This is a genomic window from Amnibacterium flavum, from assembly GCF_003097495.1.
Taxonomy (GTDB): domain Bacteria; phylum Actinomycetota; class Actinomycetes; order Actinomycetales; family Microbacteriaceae; genus Naasia; species Naasia flava.
Genome location: NZ_QEOP01000004.1, coordinates 35,393 through 50,976 on the forward strand (window position 1 = coordinate 35,393; position 15,584 = coordinate 50,976).

The following is a 15,584-nucleotide window of genomic DNA, read 5'->3' on the forward strand; positions in this document are numbered from 1 at the left end:
GAGAGCTCAGAGTTTGAGGGTGCGCGACAGGGCGGTGTGGGCTGCGTTCCTGTTGCCCGCGCTCGCCGTGTATGCACTGTTTCTCATCTATCCCGTCATCCAGTCGGGTGTTCTGAGCTTCACCTCGTGGGCCGGTCCGGGTCGGGCAGCGACTGTGGTGGGTTTGGAGAACTACACCGAGCTGCTGGCCGACCCGGTCTTCTGGCGGGCGATGGGCAACACCGCCCTGCTGCTGTTCGTCAGCATCGTCATCCAGCTGCCGATCGGTCTCGGGTTGGCGCTGATCGTGGCGACCGCCGCGCGAGCCAAGCGGTTTTGGCGGGCGATCTACTTCATCCCTACCCTCATGTCGACGGTGGCGATCGCCATCCTGTGGCGCCTGATCTACAGCCCCGATTTCGGAATCATCAACGGATTCCTGCGGGCTGTCGGGCTGGGCGATCTGGCACAGGGATGGCTCGGCCAGTCGAGCACAGCGCTGGCAGCGGTGCTCGCCACGAACATCTGGCAGTGGGCGCCGTTCTACATGGTCATCTACCTGGCCGCGCTCGCCGGGATCAACGGCGAGGTCTACGAGGCCGCCGCACTCGATGGGGCGACTCCGTGGCAGCGGTTCTGGTACGTCACGCTGCCGCTGCTGAAGCCCGTGCTGATCACGACGTCGATCCTGTCGCTGGCCGGGTCGATCAAGGCCTTCGACCTCGTCTACATCATGACCGGTGGCGGTCCGAGCAGTTCGACGGAGCTGCTCGCGACGTACATGTTCCGACAAGGCTTCGACAACTACCGGCTCGGTTATGCGAGCACGATCGCGGTCGTGATGTTCCTCATCACGTTCGTGCTCACCGTTCTGGTGATCGTGCAGTCGAACCGCCGCAACCACGCTGACGAAATGCGAGGCGCCAAATGACCGCCATCACGACCGCACGCGGCCAGGCGGCCCAGGGCCGAAGGTTCCTGCCGAACATCCGGTTCGCCCGGGTGGGCTGGTACGTGCTCGCCGGGGTGACCGCCGTGTTCAGCGTGTTCCCGTTCGCCTTCATGGTGACGGGGTCGTTGAAGACGAGCGGGGAGTTCCTCGCCAACCCCTTCCTCCTGCCGCAGGCGCTCACGTTCGAGAACTTCACGAACCTGATTGCGTCGAACTTCGGCCGCTACTTCCTCAACAGCATCATCGTGACCGCCGTCGGCGTGATCGGCACGGTCGTGCTGGCGATCCTGGCCGCGTACCCGCTGTCCCGGTTCAAGACGCGGCTGAACACCCCGATGATGCTGCTGTTCCTGGCCGGGATCATGGTGCCCGTGCATGTGACGCTGATCCCGAGCTACGTGCTCACCCAGCAGCTGGGGCTGTATGACTCGCTGCCGGCGCTGTTCGGGCCGTTCATCGCGTTCAACCTGCCGGTCGCTGTGTTCGTGTTGACCGGGTTCTTCCGGCAGATCCCCGAATCGCTGTTCGATGCGGCGAAGATCGATGGCGCGGGGCACTGGCAGTTGCTGCGCAACGTCGTGATCCCACTGTCGGGGCCGGCGATCTCGACGGTGTCGATCATCACGTTCATCTTCGTGTGGAACGAGTTCGTGTTCGCGCTCGTCCTCTTGTCGTCGGGTGAGAACTACCCGATACCGCTCGGGTTGAACGCGTTCTACGGCCAGTTCCGGGTCGACATCCCCGGTCTGATGGCCGCGCTGGTGGTCGCGACGATCCCGTCGCTGATCTTCTATCTCGCCGCTCAGGAGCGCGTGGTCGCGGGCCTGGCGGCGGGGGCCCTACGGGGAGAGTGACGCCGGTCGTCGCGGCGCGGGTCTCTCTTCACCTGCGCCGCGGCGTTCGGACGGCTGGCGCCTCGAGGTCGGCCTTGCTGGGATGGGCCGTGATGACTGTTCTGTGATGACTAGGAGCGATGATGCTGCGTCTGACCTTGACCAACCCGCCTCTGCTTTCGGCGCTGAGTTCGGCGGGCCACGGCTCGAAAGTGCTCTTCACCGACGCGAACTACCCGGCGACGACCGCCGCGAACCCGCGTGCACGCCTCATCGAGCTGTCGATCGGCCGCAACCTGCCGACCGTCTCGGATCTGCTGGGCTTGGTACTGCCGATCCTCCCAGTGGAGGCGGCGTGCGTGATGGAGGGCCCGGGCGAGATCCCGGCGCACGACGAATACGCGAAGGCACTCGCGCCCCTGCAGCTGGATTCGCTGGGCCGCTTCGAGTTCTACGATGCAGCGCGGGGGAGCGAGGTCGCCGTCGTGGTTACCACGGGTGACACCCGCCTCTACGCGAACCTGATGCTGACCGTCGGAGTCGCCTGACCCGCTGCCCGTCGCGCTCGTCGCGTGGCGGTCACCGCCGGTACGCTAGACCGGTCAGCCTCTGTAGCTCAATGGAAGAGCAGTTCCGTCCTAAGGAAAGGGTTGGGGGTTCGAGTCCCTCCAGGGGCACCCTGCGGGTTCCTCTCGCTATGCCGCGGCGTAGCGATTACATCGGTGGACAAGCCTGGCATGCGGGCGACAGCAGATCGTCGCGAAGCCATTTGTGAATTTCGCCCACGCTAGCGTCATGGTCACTGAGAGGTGTCGGTCGATAGATATGACCAGCTATGTCGGAGGGCAGCGTATCGATACTCGTGTCTTTGAGAATGGCGCACTTGCGCCCGGTCATCAGCATTCCTCCCACCTCGATTAAGACGTTGGAATTGAATGCATCCCCGGCATGGTCCATGAGGACTATTGCGTACTTGCTGGCCCACATGTAAGTAACGACGTTCGCCCAGAGGGTGTCCTCAACTGCGCTATCACTCGCCACCTGAAGGGCCAATCCGTGCTGGGAGACGGCCTCACGGATTCGACCGATGAGCCCGTTGAATGGATCCTCCTCCGTCTTTGGAAATCGAGTGATCAGCATCACATTGCGGTCGAATTCCGTACGGGCCAGTAGTCTTGATAGCCCAGGGTTGCCCGCCATCGGTCCGAGGAAGGGTGGAATCACGCTCAGACGAGTGTTGCCGAGCTCCGCTCCTGGTACCTGGCCGAGCTCCAACGCGAGCGCTGGCACCGACACTGCGGCCGCCTCCTTTTCCAGCGTCGACTGACCAAGAGGCGTCAAAGCCCAGGTCAGGGGGGTCGGTCGCATCAATAGTTGACGTTTCTGGAGCCTGCCGAGGGAGTCGCTAGGGTTGCCGACGGGCGGGAGTCTGAGTGCGCTAAGTACCGCCACGACGTCCTTCGTTGCGAATGTGTCGGTCGACGACGCAACGGCTGCAAGTGCGCCAGCCGCTAAGATTTGGATCCCTTGCGGGAGTCGCTGCATGCGGAGTCTGACGCCCTCGTTCACCGCCGTGGGCTCGGACTGGGGGTTGCCAGCCGTCATACGTTGCCCGTGATCGTCCGGATGAGCTCAGACGTCGCTTCGATCCCGGGCTTGGTGATTTTCACCTCACGGGACGCACCCTTGCCACGCAGTACAGCCACATCCTCTAGGAGCTGCAAGCTCGCCGCGAAGTTGCTTCCGTCGAGCCGACCGTAATCTTGGGCAACTTTCCGTATTAGGCCCGCAGACGTCCACTCCTCGATGCCCGAGATCTGTCTCGCTGCTGAGATCAGTTGTGCCAGCTGGCGCATGCCCTGCGACTTGTTAGTTGCGATCTTCTTTGCAGAAACCACGAGCGCTGGACCGTCGTCAACAACGTCGTAGACCAGCTCCAGCGTGTCTTTCGGCAGGTTCAGCACGTGGGCAAGCTTCCCGAGTACATCGCCTTGTTCCGCAGGCTGCACTAGCGGCTTGTCGGTAGATCCTGCTTCTGCGTGGGTAGCGCTGGTGGACGAACTCGGGCTCAGCCTGGCCCGCAGTAGTGCCTCGAGCACAATCGAGCGGTCGGCGGGCTTTAGTCCCATGCCGTCGACCTCCTCGATGGTCTTCATGGAAATATTCGCCAGATCGTCATCAGACAAGGGACAAGTCCTTTCGTGGTCATGGATACGAGCAGTCGCACGTCGCACACGGTACACCCGTCGGGCTTGAGTCGCCAGAAGGAGTCAAGCCGGCGTGTCATCAGGTATGCCCGGGCTGGTCGCATGGCCATTCTGCCGGGCGCTGCGAAGTCACACACGCCTCCTGATGCTCGGGGAGTGCTGTACATGTTCGATGTGGCTTGTTCCGTGTCGCTGGCTACAACACGAGGTGTACTGAAATAATGCCACGATCAGGTATTTCAACTCTACTAACGGCATGTCTTAGAAGTTCACACGAGCGAATACGGGCTGGACACGTTTAGATTGGGATCTCTCGCTGACTGGTCGAGTCATCGGCTGGCTACTTCCTCTGGGGCCTCGATCGTCGCTCGCCACGTCGATGGTGCCGAGCGTGACCCTCTTGCCGCGGATCAGTTCGACAGGTTTGATCGGCACGTGGGAGTGGTGGCTTTCCAGCGAGACGGTGCCGATCGTCGACTGATGCATTAACGGGGAGGGTTGCTCGTACTGCCGCATTTCCAGCCCGAGGGTTGGTTTCCAGTTGGGTTTACCTCGATGCCATAGCCGCAACAGAGCTGAGCGGCGGATATGAAAACGCGGCCTCTGCCCGTCCGGGCAGTGGAGCCCAGCGGACCTACAGACGCGGGTCGACGGGCTCTGACTCCATCGCGAGCACTGCAAACACAGCCTGATGAATGCGCCACAGCGGCTCTCCCGCCGCAACTCGTTCTAGGGCTTCGATACCGAGCGCGTACTCGCGTTGCGCCATCGAGCGCTTGTGGGCGAGATTGCGGTCGCGGAGGCGGGACAGGTTCTGCGGTTCCGTGTAGTCGGGGCCGTAGATGATGCGCAGGTACTCGCGGCCCCGCACCTTGATGCCGGGCTGCACCAGCCCCTTCTCGCCACGAACCAGGTTCGCGAGCGGCTTCACGACCATTCCCTCGCCACCCGCCGCAGTCATCGACTCCCACCACGAGGTGGCCGCGTCGAGCGTTGCGGGGTCGGCGAGATTCACGGTCATCGACCGTGTCGCTCGGATCAGCTCCGGATCTGCCGCCGCCAGGCGGTCGGCGATCGCGAGGTGCCAGGCGTGGCTCTTGTCCGAATGCGTTGCACCCTCCGTCGCCAGCACCTGGAAAGGCGCGAGCTGCACCCCATCCAGTCCCGACGCAGGAGCCGCGTAGTTCCGGTACGCCTCAACGTACGCGGACGCGTTCACGGCTCGTGGGCGTGTCCGGGCAAGCAGGTCGCCTATCTCGACTCCGTTCGCCGCCGCTTGCTCGAGTACCGACACCGCGCGGGGGAGGGCAGCCGTTGCTGCGGCGCCGACCGAGGCGTACTGGTCGCGGATCATGTCGCCCGCCTTCAGTGACCACGGGAGCAGCTCGGCATCGAGCATCACCCAATCCGAACCGAGCTCAGACCAGAGGCCGGCCTTCTCGAAGGCAGCATCCAAACGGCGCAAGAACTCGTCGGCCAGCTCGCGCTCGAAGAACGGGCGGCCGGTGCGCGTGTAAACGACACCGCGCCATCCGGCGGGGGCGTCGAAACGCGACGGGTCACGCGCCAGCAGAACGACTGCGCGAGAGCCCATGTGCTTCTCTTCGCAGATCAGCTCGGTCACGCCCTCCTTGCGGTAGAACGCGAACGCCTCAGCAGGATGCTCGAGCAGAGTGTCCAGGCTCGACGTGTTGGGCGGGCTCATCGTCGGCGGCAGGTACAGCAGCCAGCGCGGGTCGATCGCCCAGCGGCTCATCACCTCGAGCGCTCCAGCCGCGTACTCCTCGCGGACACCGATCCGACCGTGAGTCTTGGTCTCGACGATTTGTTTGCCCAAGACGTCGTCGATCGACAGCAGACCAGCTGCCCGCTCGCGCTCCGCCGCAACAGCTGCAGGGGCGGCCAGCGGTTTCGCCGGTTCGAACCAGACCTGCTGCGCCGGCACCGAGACGACCTCGCGCTCGGGGTAGCGCAGCGCCGACAGCTTGCCGCCGAACACCACACCGGTGTCGAGGCACATCGTGTTGTTCACCCACTCCGGCTCCAGCGTCGGAGTGTGCCCATAGAGCACCATCGCCTTGCCCCGGTAGTCGTCCGCCCACGGGTAGCGAACCGGCAGACCGTACTCATCGGTCTCGCCGGTCGTGTCGCCGAACAGAGCAAACGATCGAACCCGACCGGATGCACGGCCCTGGTACTCCTTGCGCATTCCAGCGTGAGCGACGACAAGCTTCCCGCCGTCGAGCACGAGATGAGAGATGAGACCGTCCGCGAACTGCTCGACCTCCTTCCGGAACTCCGGCGTCTCCGCCCCGAGCTGCAGCAGCGACTCGGCGAGACCGTGCGCGGTCTGTACCTTCTTCCCGCGAAGAGCACGGATGAGCTTGTCTTCGTGGTTGCCCGGGACGGCGAGAGCGTGACCGTTGCGGACCATCCCCATCGCCAGCCGCAGCACGCCCGGGGTGTCGGGACCGCGGTCGACGAGGTCGCCGAGGAACACCACCTTGCGGCCCTCCGGATGTGTGGCATCGACCGGACGCCCCTCGGCGTCACGTTCGAGCAAGTAGCCGAGCTTGCCGAGCAGCGACTCGAGCTCGGACCGGCAGCCGTGGATGTCGCCGATCACATCGAACGGTCCGGTCTCGTGACGGAAGTCGTTGAGCAGCGGTTCCCGCTTGATCGACGCGTCCGCGATCTCGTCGACCCCGTGCAGGATGTGGATCTTGCGGAACCCCTCCTTGCCGAGGAACTTGAGCGAGCGGCGCAACTGGTCCTGCTGGCGGCGGATCACATCCGCACCGAACGGGCGGTCGGTCCGCGACTCGTTGCGTTCGACGCAGACGCGCTCCGGAACATCGAGCACGATCGCCACGGGCAGCACGTCGTGGTCGCGCGCCAACTGCACGAACCCCTTCCGCGCCTCGGACTGCACGTTCGTCGCGTCGATCACGGTGAGCAGCCCCGCCTCGAGGCGCTTGCCGGCGACGTAACGGAGGGAATCGAACGCGGCGCGGGTCGCTGCCTGGTTGTTCTCGTCGTTGGAGACCAGGCCGCGGAAGAAGTCGCTCGACAGTGTCTCGAACGGGGCGAACTTGTCACGCGCGAACGTGGACTTGCCCGAACCGCTGGAACCGATCAGCACGACCAGCGACATCTCGGGGATGGCGAGCTCTGACATCGTCACACCCTCCTGAACAGTGCGAGCTGGGTGGGGGATCCAACGGCCGGGTCGAATTCGCCGACGGGACGGAACTCGACCTGATACCCGTTGCGGTCGGCGACGCCCTGCGCCCACTCGGCGAACTCGGCCCGCGACCACTCGAATCGGTGATCGGGGTGACGGAATCGACCGGCGGGCAGGGATGGGTAGAGCACGTTGTAGTCGGCGTTCGGCGTTGTGACGATGACGGCACCGGGGCGGGCATGCCCGAACACCGACGACTCGACCGATCCGAGGCGGTCGGGGTCGACGTGCTCGATGACCTCCATCAGCACGGCGGCGTCGAGGGCCTTGATCCGGTCGTCCTGGTAGGTGACCGATGACTGCAGCAGCTTGATTCGCGCGCGCTGCGCATCGCTGAGCTGTCGTAGTTGGAGCCGCTCCTCGGCGATGTTAAGGGAACGGCTCGACACGTCGGTGCCGATGATCTCGACGAAAGACGGATCGGCGGCGAGCCGCTTCAGCAGGGCGCCCTCGCCGCAACCGAGGTCCGCGACGCGGTGGGCGCCGACATCCTTGAGCGCCGCGAGCACCGCCTCGGCGCGCAGGTTGTAGAGCGGCGTCGAGGTCTGCGCATCCGGTTCCGCGGGAACGGAGTCGTCGTCGAGCTCGACGAGGCGAGCGGTGGCGTCGGCGATCATCGTGCGCTGATGGGCGAGGTAGCGCTGGGTGATCAGCTCGCGATCCGGGTGCTCGGGCAGCCAGCCCTCGCCGGCGCGCAGCAGCTTGCCGACCTCGTCGTCGCTCACCCAGTAGTGCTTCGAGTCGTCGAGAACCGAGAGCAGGACGTAGAGCTGGCGAAGCGCATCCGACAGCCGGATGGTGGCGGTCAGGCGGAGGTTCGCGTAGCGGGAGTCGCCCCACTCGGGAAAGGCGGGGTCGAGTGGGATGGCCGTCTCGTCGACGGCCCAGCCGAGGGGTTCGAACAGTCGTGTCGCCAGCCCGCCGATGCCCCGGCTGGGGACGGCCGTCAGCTCGATCTCGAGCGGGATGGCGGATGCGGCGAGTTCGGGTCGTGCGTCGGATCGTCCCGTCATCGCGGTCCGGAACAGCTGTCCCAGCGCGACGGCGAGCATCGAGGACGAGGCGTAGGGCCGGTCGTTGACGTAGTTGCTGAGCGAGAACGAGTCGGTGCCGCCGAACCGCTTGTTGCGGACGAGGTCGATCGGGTCGACCTCGAGCAGCAGAGCGGCGGTGCAGCGCTCGTCGGTGGCCTCGGGGTAGAAGACGTGCGCCTGCCCGACGCTCATCGGGAAGGTCTGAACCTTCGACGGGTGCTTGTGTAGCAGAAAGCCGAGGTCGGTCGCGTCGGGACCGGTGTAGGTGATGGTGGCAAGCAAGGCGATGTTCCGTCGTCGGAGGAGAGCGTCTTGCCACCCTAGGGGACCACCGAATGCGCGGGAGGCGATGTGACATCGGCCCTCCGAGTGGGGGTCGAGCCGGTTGAGAAGGCCTGCCACCCTGAGATTCCCGTCGACGACGTGTCGACGTAGGGCAGCCTGACGAGCTTGTGAGGATAACCAGATGACCCCGCGACCTGGCGCTCGCCTGCTGATCGGAGTGGGCGTTGCGCTCTCCGTCGCGCTTCTGACCTCGGGATGCACGAGTGCCGCACCCTCGGTCGATACGTCGCCCACGAGTGCGCCGTCGACATCCGCCGCACCGACGCCGACTGCCGAGGCCGACCCGCTCACGACAGTTGATCAGGTCAGCGTGACACCTCAGAGCATCGAACTCCTTGCCGGAGGCGTCGCCGTCGCGTCGTACGACTACCTCGGTTCATCCGCTGATCCGGTCGCCGCTCTGACAACCGTGTTCGGAGTCGCGCCCGTCGATGAAGAGCAGCCGGGCAATGGTCACTTCCCACCAGCGACCTGGCATAGCTGGGGCGGGCTCACCGTCAGTGAGCAGCACTACGACGAAGGCGACTGGCTCAAGGTCACAACGCGGGATGCCTATTGGCCGAGCTTCCGGGTCTTCGTATCCCAGCCCTCCGAGGGGCGCGTCGCTCTGACAACACCCGCGAACATCGCCTCCGGTGCTCCGTGGGTCGACGCTGAAGCCGCGAACGTCGGATACCTCACCTGCTTCGGCACACCGATCTACTCGGTCGACGCCGCGGCCTGGAGCCCGGGGTGGACGAATGTCGCCGTCGCAGCCGACCCCAGCGCCGACGGGGTCACCGTCGGTCGACTCAGCGCGCCAGCCGCCGAGGTACCGGAATGCTCGTGAGCTGTCACGTCGCCATCTAGATACGGGTAGCCGTGGCGTCGACATCGGCCCTCTGAGTGGGGGTCGAGCCGGTCCGCAGGCGCCTGCCACCCTGGTGACGCACTCGTTGCGAGGTGTCGGGGGACACGGATCCACGCAGCGGATGGGGGAGTGCCGCGGATTTCGGGGCGCTTGGGGGACTCCTGAAGGAGACTGCGTTGACCGCTCACGATCTGCCGGACACCAATTCGATCCGGGCCGCCATGGACAAGGCTCAAGACGAGACGCTGTCCGAACTGGGGCTCAAGCCCGGCACCGTCGAGGTGTGGGAAGACGGCTACCGCGCTGCCGCCACCGCGGACAGCACGTTCGAGTGGTGGTACTTCGACTGCCAGCTCGACGACGGCTCGACCCTCGTCGTCACCTTCTCCAACAAGCCGCACACCGACCCCAGCGGGCCGCTCACACCGACGGTCCTCGTGATCCGGCAGCACGCCGACGGCAGTCGGGTGCACCTCGAACCGACGTTCCCGGCCGACCAGTTCAGCGCCGCCACCGACCACTGCGATGTGACGATCGGCAAGAACACCGTCACCGGTGACCTCGACACCTACCAACTCCACCTCGAAGTCGACGGCCTCACCGCCGACGTCACTATCAACCGCGCCGCGCCGTCATGGCGTCCAGGCGCCGGCGTGAGCTACTTCGACTCCGCCAAGACGCACTTCCTCGCCTGGGTCGTCCCGGTTCCCTACGGCACCGTCTCGGCGACGATCACCGAGAACGGCGCCACCACCACGGTGACCGGCAGCGCGTACCACGACCACAACTGGGGCAACCACCTCATGGGGTCGTTCCTCGACCACTGGTTCTGGGGCCGCGCCCACATCGGCGACTACACCGTCGTCTACGTGCGGATGACGACGAAGGGCCTGTTCGGTCTCGGACAGATGAACATCCCGACCTTCTACCTCGCCAAGGGCGAGCAGATCATCACCGACGACCTGCTGCCCCTCCGACTCGAAACCAGCGACGACGTTCCCGGCCCCGGGCACCAGACCTATCCGACGCACCTCGACTGGGAGTGGCAGAGCGAACGCGGCAGCATCACCATGACGGTCACCAAGCCGAAGCTCATCGAATCGCTCGACATGTCGACCCACCCGCACGGCCTCAAGAAGCTGATGGAAGCCGGCCAGCACCCCATGTACTACGACTTCAACGCCGACATGACCCTCGACATCGAACTCGATGACCTCATCGACAAGGTCAAGGGGCGGACGCTTTACGAGAAGATGATGTTTCGGTGAGGTTGGGGGCCGAAGGTTCGCGAGCTTGCGTTAAGCCCTTCGTTTCGACGGGCTCAACGGGCGGGGCCGAGTCCCTTCGTTTCGCTGCGCTCAACGGGCGGGGTGGTTGCGGTCTGGACCCTTCGTTTCGGCGGGCTCAACGGGCGGGGTGGCGGCCCCTTCGTTTCGCTGCGCTCAACGGGCGGGCGTCAGGCGGACTTGTCCCTTCGTTTCGACGGGCTCAACGGGCGGGGTGGCGGGCGTCAGGCCGGGAGTTCGGCCCTCAGGAGGGCTGTGCCCTCTGCCAGTGCGCTCAGCTTGCCGAGGGCTACTTTGCGGGGGAGCGGGGCCATGCCGCAGTTCGTGCTCGGGATGAGTTTGTCCGCGTCGACGAACTGGAGCGCCTTGCGGAGGGTGTCGGCGACCTCCTCCGGTGACTCGATCGTTTCGCTCGCCACGTCGATGGCGCCGAGCATGACCTTCTTGCCGCGGATCAGCTCGATGAGGTCCATCGGCACGTGCGAGTGCTGGCATTCCAGCGAGACGATGTCGATGGTCGACTGCTGCAGCAGCGGGAACGACTTCTCGTACTGCCGCCACTCCGGCCCAAGGGTCGCCTTCCAGTCGGTGTTCGCCTTGATTCCGTAGCCGTAACAGATGTGCACGGCGGTCTCCGCGCTCAGTCCCTCGGCCGCCCGCTCGAGCGTCGCGACTCCCCAGTCCTGGACGTCGTCGTGGAAGACGTTGAACGCGGGCTCGTCGAACTGGATGATGTCGACCCCTGCCGCCTCGAGCTCCTTCGCCTCCTCGTTGAGGATGCGCGCGAACTCCCACGCCAGCTTCTCGCGGCTGCCGTAATACCGGTCGTAGAGGGTGTCGATCATCGTCATCGGGCCGGGAAGCGCCCACTTGATCGGCCGGTCGGTCTGCGAGCGGAGGAACTTGGCGTCGTCGACGAAGACGGGCTTCTCACGGCTCACCGCACCGACGATGGTCGGCACGCTCGCGTCGTACCGGTCGCGGATTCGTACCGTCTCGCGATCCTCGAAATCGACGCCACCGAGATGCTCGATGAACGTCGTCACGAAGTGCTGGCGCGTCTGCTCCCCGTCGCTGACGATGTCGATACCGCGCCGGTGCTGCTCCTGCACCGCGACCCGTAACGCATCCTGCTTGCCCTCGACGAGCTCGTCGCCCTCGAGCTTCCAGGGCGACCAGAGCTTCTCGGGCTCCGCGAGCCAGGCGGGCTTCGGCAGGCTGCCGGCGGTCGAGGTGGGGAGAAGAGTGGACATGCTCGAGGGTCCTTTGCCGGTCAACGGACGGGAGTGGGGTAGTCGGCGGCCCACTGCTGCAGCACGTCACCGTGGGGGGTCATGAAGTGCTCGTCGGTGAACTTGCCCTGGATCTTCGCCAGCTGACTGCGTTCCTCGCGGTCGTAGGTGATCTTCGTCAGTGAGTAGTCCTGCTGCTCCAGGCTCGGCCGGTAGGTGCTGGCGGCGGCCGAGTTCGCGTTGTAGATCTCGGGTCGGTAGATCTTCTGAAACGACTCCATCGTGCTGATCGTGCCGATGAGCTGCAGGTCGGTGTAGTCGCTCAGCAGATCGCCGCGGAAATAGAACGCGAGAGGCGCCCTGCCGCCGGGCGGCATGAAGTAGCGGACCTGAAGGCCCATCCGGCCGAAGTACGCATCGGTCAGGGAGAAGTCGCCATCCTGCTCGTACTCGACGCCGAGCACCGGATACTGGTTCGCGGTGCGGTGGTAGGTGCGGCTCGTCGAGACGCTGATGCAGATCACCGGCGACAGCGCGAACCGCTCCCGGTAGGCGTCGGAGTCGAGGAAGTGCTGGAAGAGCTTGCCGTGCAGGTCGCCGAAGTCGTCGGGGACGGTGAGGCCCGTCCCGCCCGCATTGGCCGCGGGGAGCAGCACGCTGAAGTCGTAATCGCGCACGTAGGACGAGAAGTTGTTGCCCACGATGCCCTGATGACGTGCGCCGGTCGTCTGATCGACGATCTGGACATCGAGCACCTCGATCAGCGGGAACGCCTGATCCTCGCCTTCCGCGGTGAACTCCAGCTCGACCGAGACGATCCGGAGCTCGACGGCGTACCGATCCCCATTGGGGTTGTCCCATCGCGCGAGGTCGTTGAACCGACGGTTGATCATCGTGAGCGCATTGCGGAGGTTCTGCTGCCGGTCCTCGCCGCGAGCGAGGTTCGCGAAGTTCGTGGTGGCGCGCGAACTCTCCGAGGGTGCGTAATCCTCGTCGAAGGGGGTGGTGGTGATGCGATAGGTGAACGCGTTCGCCATGAGCGGCCAATCCGGTGGCTGAGCGGCCGGGCTGGCCTCGTGGATGTCGGTGCGTCAATCGTGCGGGTATCCCGCGGTCATCGGGTAATTCGCCGGTCCGATAGGTGGCTATAGTCTTTGACTATGGCTCGGCAATCGAGCGGCGTCACGCTGCAGCAGCTCCAGTACTTCATCGAGGTAGCCGCGGAAGGCTCGATCTCCGCGGCCGCCGACCTGCTCTACGTCGCCCAGCCGACGATGTCCGCGGCGATGAAAGACCTCGAGACTCGGGTGGGCCGGGCTCTGCTCGCCCGCTCCGCGCGCGGGGTCACGCTCACCGTCGATGGCGCGGAGTTCCTGGGCTATGCGCGGCAGGTCGTCGAGCAGGCGGCGCTCCTCGAGCAGCGCTACCTCGGTCGGCCGCCCTCGCGGCGGCTGCTGGGGGTGTCGGCCCAGCACTACTCGTTCGCGGTCGACGCGTTCGTGCGGATGGTCAAGGAAACCGGGGCGGCGGAGTACGAGTTCTCGCTGCGGGAGACTCGCACCTGGGACATCATCGAAGATGTCCGCACTCTCCGCAGCGAGCTGGGCATCCTCTACCGCAACGACTTCAACCGGGGCGTCTTGGACAAGCTGCTCCGCGACTCGGGGCTCGCGTTCCATCCGCTGTTCCTCGCCGAGCCGCACATCTTCATCTCGCGGAAGAACCCGCTCGCCGCTCGGAAGCGCGCGACCCTCGACGATCTCGCCGACCTGCCGCGGCTCACCTTCGACCAGGGCGCGAACAACTCCTTCTACTTCGCGGAGGAGATCCTGTCGACCCTGTCGAGCAAGCGCGAGATCCGCGTCTCCGACCGGGCGACGATCTTCAACCTCATGATCGGCCTCGACGGCTACACGATCTCGACCGGGATCATCAGCGACGACCTCGACCCCGAGATCATCGCCGTGCCGCTGGATGTCGACGAACGCATCGAGATCGGCTGGATCGGCCACTCCGCGATCCCGCTCACCGAGCAGGCGCAGCGATACCTGGGCGCGGTGCGTGATGTGGTCGCCGAGTTCGGTGTGGAACTGCTCGGCTAGGCAGGGTTCAGCTCGACGCGGCCTATCGCCGATACGCTCGATCCGGGCCCATTCTCACGGCCGCCCGGCCGTGACCATCCGCCCGGGAGTGTGCGCATGTCGGTCGGTCTGCTCGCCGTCGTCGATGACATCCTGACCGCCGCCGTCAAGGCGAGCGCGAAGACAGCCGGAGTCGTCATCGACGACGCGGCCGTCACGCCGCAATACGTGCAGGGCATCACGCCCGCGCGCGAGCTGCCGGTGGTGGGGAAGATCGCGCTGGGCAGCCTCGTCAACAAGTTCGTGATCATCACTCCGATCGCGCTGCTGCTCACCGCGTTCGCCCCGTGGGTGCTGCCGTTCCTCCTCGTTATCGGAGGTTCGTTCCTCTGCTTCGAGGGCGCGGAGAAGGTCCTCGAATGGTTCGGCTTCCACCACGGACCCGCCGGAGAGGAGGAGACGCGCGACGAGAAGAAGCTCGTGCTCGGGGCCGTGCGCACCGACCTCATCCTCAGTGCCGAGATCATGCTCATCGCGCTCGCCAGCCTCGACCCCGGCCTGAGTATCGGGATGACGCTCGTCACCCTGCTCATCGTGGGCTTCGCCCTGACGGTCCTCGTCTACGGCGCCGTCGCTCTGCTCGTCAAAATCGACGATGTCGGACTGCGGCTGATGAAGTCGCCGCAGCGGTCGACGCGTCGTGCCGGCGCGCGGGTGGTCTCCGCCATGCCCGCGGTGTTCCGCTTCATCAGCATCGTCGGCACGGTCGCCATGCTGTGGGTCGGCGGGCACATCGTCGTCGAGAACCTTCACGCGACCCTCTGGGCCCTGCCCTACGACGCAGTGCACGCCGTCACGCACGCCATCGAGGCCGCAGGGCCCGTCCTGGTCTGGATCGTCGAGACCGTCATCTTCGCGATCCTCGGCCTCATCTGGGGCCTCGTTATCGTGGCTGTCGTAACCGGCATCACGCGGTTGCTGAAGCGCGGGGCCCCTACGGCTCACTGACCTCGGTCGGTACTGGGCCGATCACCGGGTGACCCGACTCGGGACGTGTCGGCGACGTGCTCCTTCGCCGTCTCTCGGCTCCCGATCAGTCGTCGAATCGCACCCGCAGCAGCGGCGAGCCCTGCATCCACTGCTCCAGGGGTTCGACGGGCTGGGACAGATAGCCACGGTGCAAGGGCTGATTGAGGTCGTCGATGATCGACGCGAAGATGCGCCGACGATCTGCCGGGTCGGGGACCGGCTCGGCTCGCGCCTGCAGGTCGGCCCGGATCCCGTTCTTGAGGTGGAAGGTGAACTCGGGATTGGCCAGCAGGTTGGCGTACCAATCGCGTGCCGCCGGCTGGGTGGTGAGGTAGATCTCGTCGTCGACACGGTAGAACCAGATCTCGATCCGGCGCGGCCGCCCGCTTTTCGCCCCGGTTGTCGTGATGTCGATGGTTCTGGCGGATGCCGGAGATGCGGGAGTGATGGCGAGCGCGGTCTCGATCGAGTCGTCCATGGTGTGCTGCCTTCCGAGGTCTGACGGTGCGTCG

General features: G+C 65.4%; 14 protein-coding genes and 1 tRNA gene. 8 read left to right on the top strand and 7 right to left on the bottom strand.

Annotated elements, in window-relative coordinates; translation table 11 throughout:
• The first annotated feature begins 19 nt into the window (after positions 1 to 19).
• The 4 genes from DDQ50_RS15345 (at position 20) to DDQ50_RS15360 (ending at position 2,441) form a co-directional block, all read left to right on the top strand.
• On the top strand, positions 20 to 910 hold the full coding sequence (locus DDQ50_RS15345) for a carbohydrate ABC transporter permease (protein WP_165829856.1): 891 nt from the start codon (positions 20 to 22) through the stop codon (positions 908 to 910).
• Positions 907 to 1,785 (top strand): carbohydrate ABC transporter permease, encoded by an 879-nt coding sequence (locus tag DDQ50_RS15350; RefSeq protein WP_116757685.1) that lies wholly within the window; start codon positions 907 to 909, stop codon positions 1,783 to 1,785. Before DDQ50_RS15345 ends, DDQ50_RS15350 begins: the two co-directional genes overlap by 4 nt.
• Positions 1,786 to 1,907: 122 nt before the next feature.
• Positions 1,908 to 2,312, top strand: coding sequence for an RbsD/FucU domain-containing protein (locus tag DDQ50_RS15355; RefSeq protein WP_116757797.1), 405 nt, complete (start codon positions 1,908 to 1,910; stop codon positions 2,310 to 2,312).
• Between the two features lie 57 nt (positions 2,313 to 2,369).
• Positions 2,370 to 2,441, top strand: a tRNA-Arg gene (locus DDQ50_RS15360).
• Between the two features lie 37 nt (positions 2,442 to 2,478).
• Here DDQ50_RS15360 and DDQ50_RS15365 read toward each other — a convergent pair.
• The 4 genes from DDQ50_RS15365 to DDQ50_RS15380 form a co-directional block, all read right to left on the bottom strand.
• Entirely contained in the window at positions 2,479 to 3,060 is a 582-nt protein-coding gene (locus DDQ50_RS15365) for a hypothetical protein (protein ID WP_133245989.1), read from the bottom strand.
• A gap of 305 nt (positions 3,061 to 3,365) precedes the next feature.
• Positions 3,366 to 3,920: a hypothetical protein gene (locus DDQ50_RS15370; protein ID WP_116757687.1), complete on the bottom strand. Its 555-nt coding sequence runs from the start codon at positions 3,918 to 3,920 to the stop codon at positions 3,366 to 3,368.
• A gap of 685 nt (positions 3,921 to 4,605) precedes the next feature.
• Complete coding sequence (locus DDQ50_RS15375; protein ID WP_116757688.1) at positions 4,606 to 7,149, bottom strand: polynucleotide kinase-phosphatase; 2,544 nt, start codon at positions 7,147 to 7,149, stop codon at positions 4,606 to 4,608.
• A gap of 2 nt (positions 7,150 to 7,151) precedes the next feature.
• A complete protein-coding gene (locus DDQ50_RS15380; protein WP_116757689.1) occupies positions 7,152 to 8,531 on the bottom strand; it encodes a 3' terminal RNA ribose 2'-O-methyltransferase Hen1 in 1,380 nt (459 codons plus the stop codon).
• A 184-nt stretch (positions 8,532 to 8,715) separates the two neighbouring features.
• Here DDQ50_RS15380 and DDQ50_RS15385 point away from each other — a divergent pair, with 184 nt between their 5' ends.
• Both DDQ50_RS15385 and DDQ50_RS15390 read left to right on the top strand, forming a co-directional pair.
• On the top strand, positions 8,716 to 9,423 hold the full coding sequence (locus tag DDQ50_RS15385) for a hypothetical protein (RefSeq protein ID WP_116757690.1): 708 nt from the start codon (positions 8,716 to 8,718) through the stop codon (positions 9,421 to 9,423).
• 197 nt (positions 9,424 to 9,620) lie between these two features.
• Complete coding sequence (locus DDQ50_RS15390; RefSeq protein WP_116757691.1) at positions 9,621 to 10,712, top strand: lipocalin-like domain-containing protein; 1,092 nt, start codon at positions 9,621 to 9,623, stop codon at positions 10,710 to 10,712.
• Between the two features lie 242 nt (positions 10,713 to 10,954).
• On the opposite strand, the gene DDQ50_RS15395 is transcribed toward DDQ50_RS15390, so the two are convergent.
• Positions 10,955 to 11,983: a methionine synthase gene (locus DDQ50_RS15395; protein WP_116757692.1), complete on the bottom strand. Its 1,029-nt coding sequence runs from the start codon at positions 11,981 to 11,983 to the stop codon at positions 10,955 to 10,957.
• A 20-nt stretch (positions 11,984 to 12,003) separates the two neighbouring features.
• Positions 12,004 to 12,999: a DUF1852 domain-containing protein gene (locus DDQ50_RS15400; protein ID WP_116757693.1), complete on the bottom strand. Its 996-nt coding sequence runs from the start codon at positions 12,997 to 12,999 to the stop codon at positions 12,004 to 12,006.
• 123 nt (positions 13,000 to 13,122) lie between these two features.
• Between DDQ50_RS15400 and DDQ50_RS15405 the strand changes: the two genes are divergently transcribed.
• Together DDQ50_RS15405 and DDQ50_RS15410 are read left to right on the top strand one after the other, a co-directional pair.
• Positions 13,123 to 14,064: a LysR family transcriptional regulator gene (locus tag DDQ50_RS15405; RefSeq protein WP_116757694.1), complete on the top strand. Its 942-nt coding sequence runs from the start codon at positions 13,123 to 13,125 to the stop codon at positions 14,062 to 14,064.
• Between the two features lie 96 nt (positions 14,065 to 14,160).
• Positions 14,161 to 15,051, top strand: coding sequence for a DUF808 domain-containing protein (locus tag DDQ50_RS15410; RefSeq protein ID WP_116757695.1), 891 nt, complete (start codon positions 14,161 to 14,163; stop codon positions 15,049 to 15,051).
• A gap of 85 nt (positions 15,052 to 15,136) precedes the next feature.
• Here the strand turns inward: DDQ50_RS15410 and DDQ50_RS15415 are convergent, their stop codons facing one another.
• A complete protein-coding gene (locus tag DDQ50_RS15415; protein ID WP_116757696.1) occupies positions 15,137 to 15,550 on the bottom strand; it encodes a nitroreductase/quinone reductase family protein in 414 nt (137 codons plus the stop codon).
• Positions 15,551 to 15,584 lie beyond the last annotated feature (34 nt).

Excerpts from the sequence above, each read along its gene's own strand:
- DDQ50_RS15350 (WP_116757685.1), top strand. The coding sequence starts at position 907 with ATGACCGCCATCACGACCGCACGCGGCCAGGCGGCCCAGGGCCGAAGG.
- DDQ50_RS15355 (WP_116757797.1), top strand. The coding sequence starts at position 1,908 with ATGCTGCGTCTGACCTTGACCAACCCGCCTCTGCTTTCGGCGCTGAGT.
- DDQ50_RS15370 (WP_116757687.1), bottom strand. The coding sequence starts at position 3,920 with ATGAAGACCATCGAGGAGGTCGACGGCATGGGACTAAAGCCCGCCGAC.
- DDQ50_RS15375 (WP_116757688.1), bottom strand. The coding sequence starts at position 7,149 with ATGTCAGAGCTCGCCATCCCCGAGATGTCGCTGGTCGTGCTGATCGGT.
- DDQ50_RS15385 (WP_116757690.1), top strand. The coding sequence starts at position 8,716 with ATGACCCCGCGACCTGGCGCTCGCCTGCTGATCGGAGTGGGCGTTGCG.
- DDQ50_RS15395 (WP_116757692.1), bottom strand. The coding sequence starts at position 11,983 with ATGTCCACTCTTCTCCCCACCTCGACCGCCGGCAGCCTGCCGAAGCCC.
- DDQ50_RS15400 (WP_116757693.1), bottom strand. The coding sequence starts at position 12,999 with ATGGCGAACGCGTTCACCTATCGCATCACCACCACCCCCTTCGACGAG.
- DDQ50_RS15405 (WP_116757694.1), top strand. The coding sequence starts at position 13,123 with ATGGCTCGGCAATCGAGCGGCGTCACGCTGCAGCAGCTCCAGTACTTC.
- DDQ50_RS15410 (WP_116757695.1), top strand. The coding sequence starts at position 14,161 with ATGTCGGTCGGTCTGCTCGCCGTCGTCGATGACATCCTGACCGCCGCC.
- DDQ50_RS15415 (WP_116757696.1), bottom strand. The coding sequence starts at position 15,550 with ATGGACGACTCGATCGAGACCGCGCTCGCCATCACTCCCGCATCTCCG.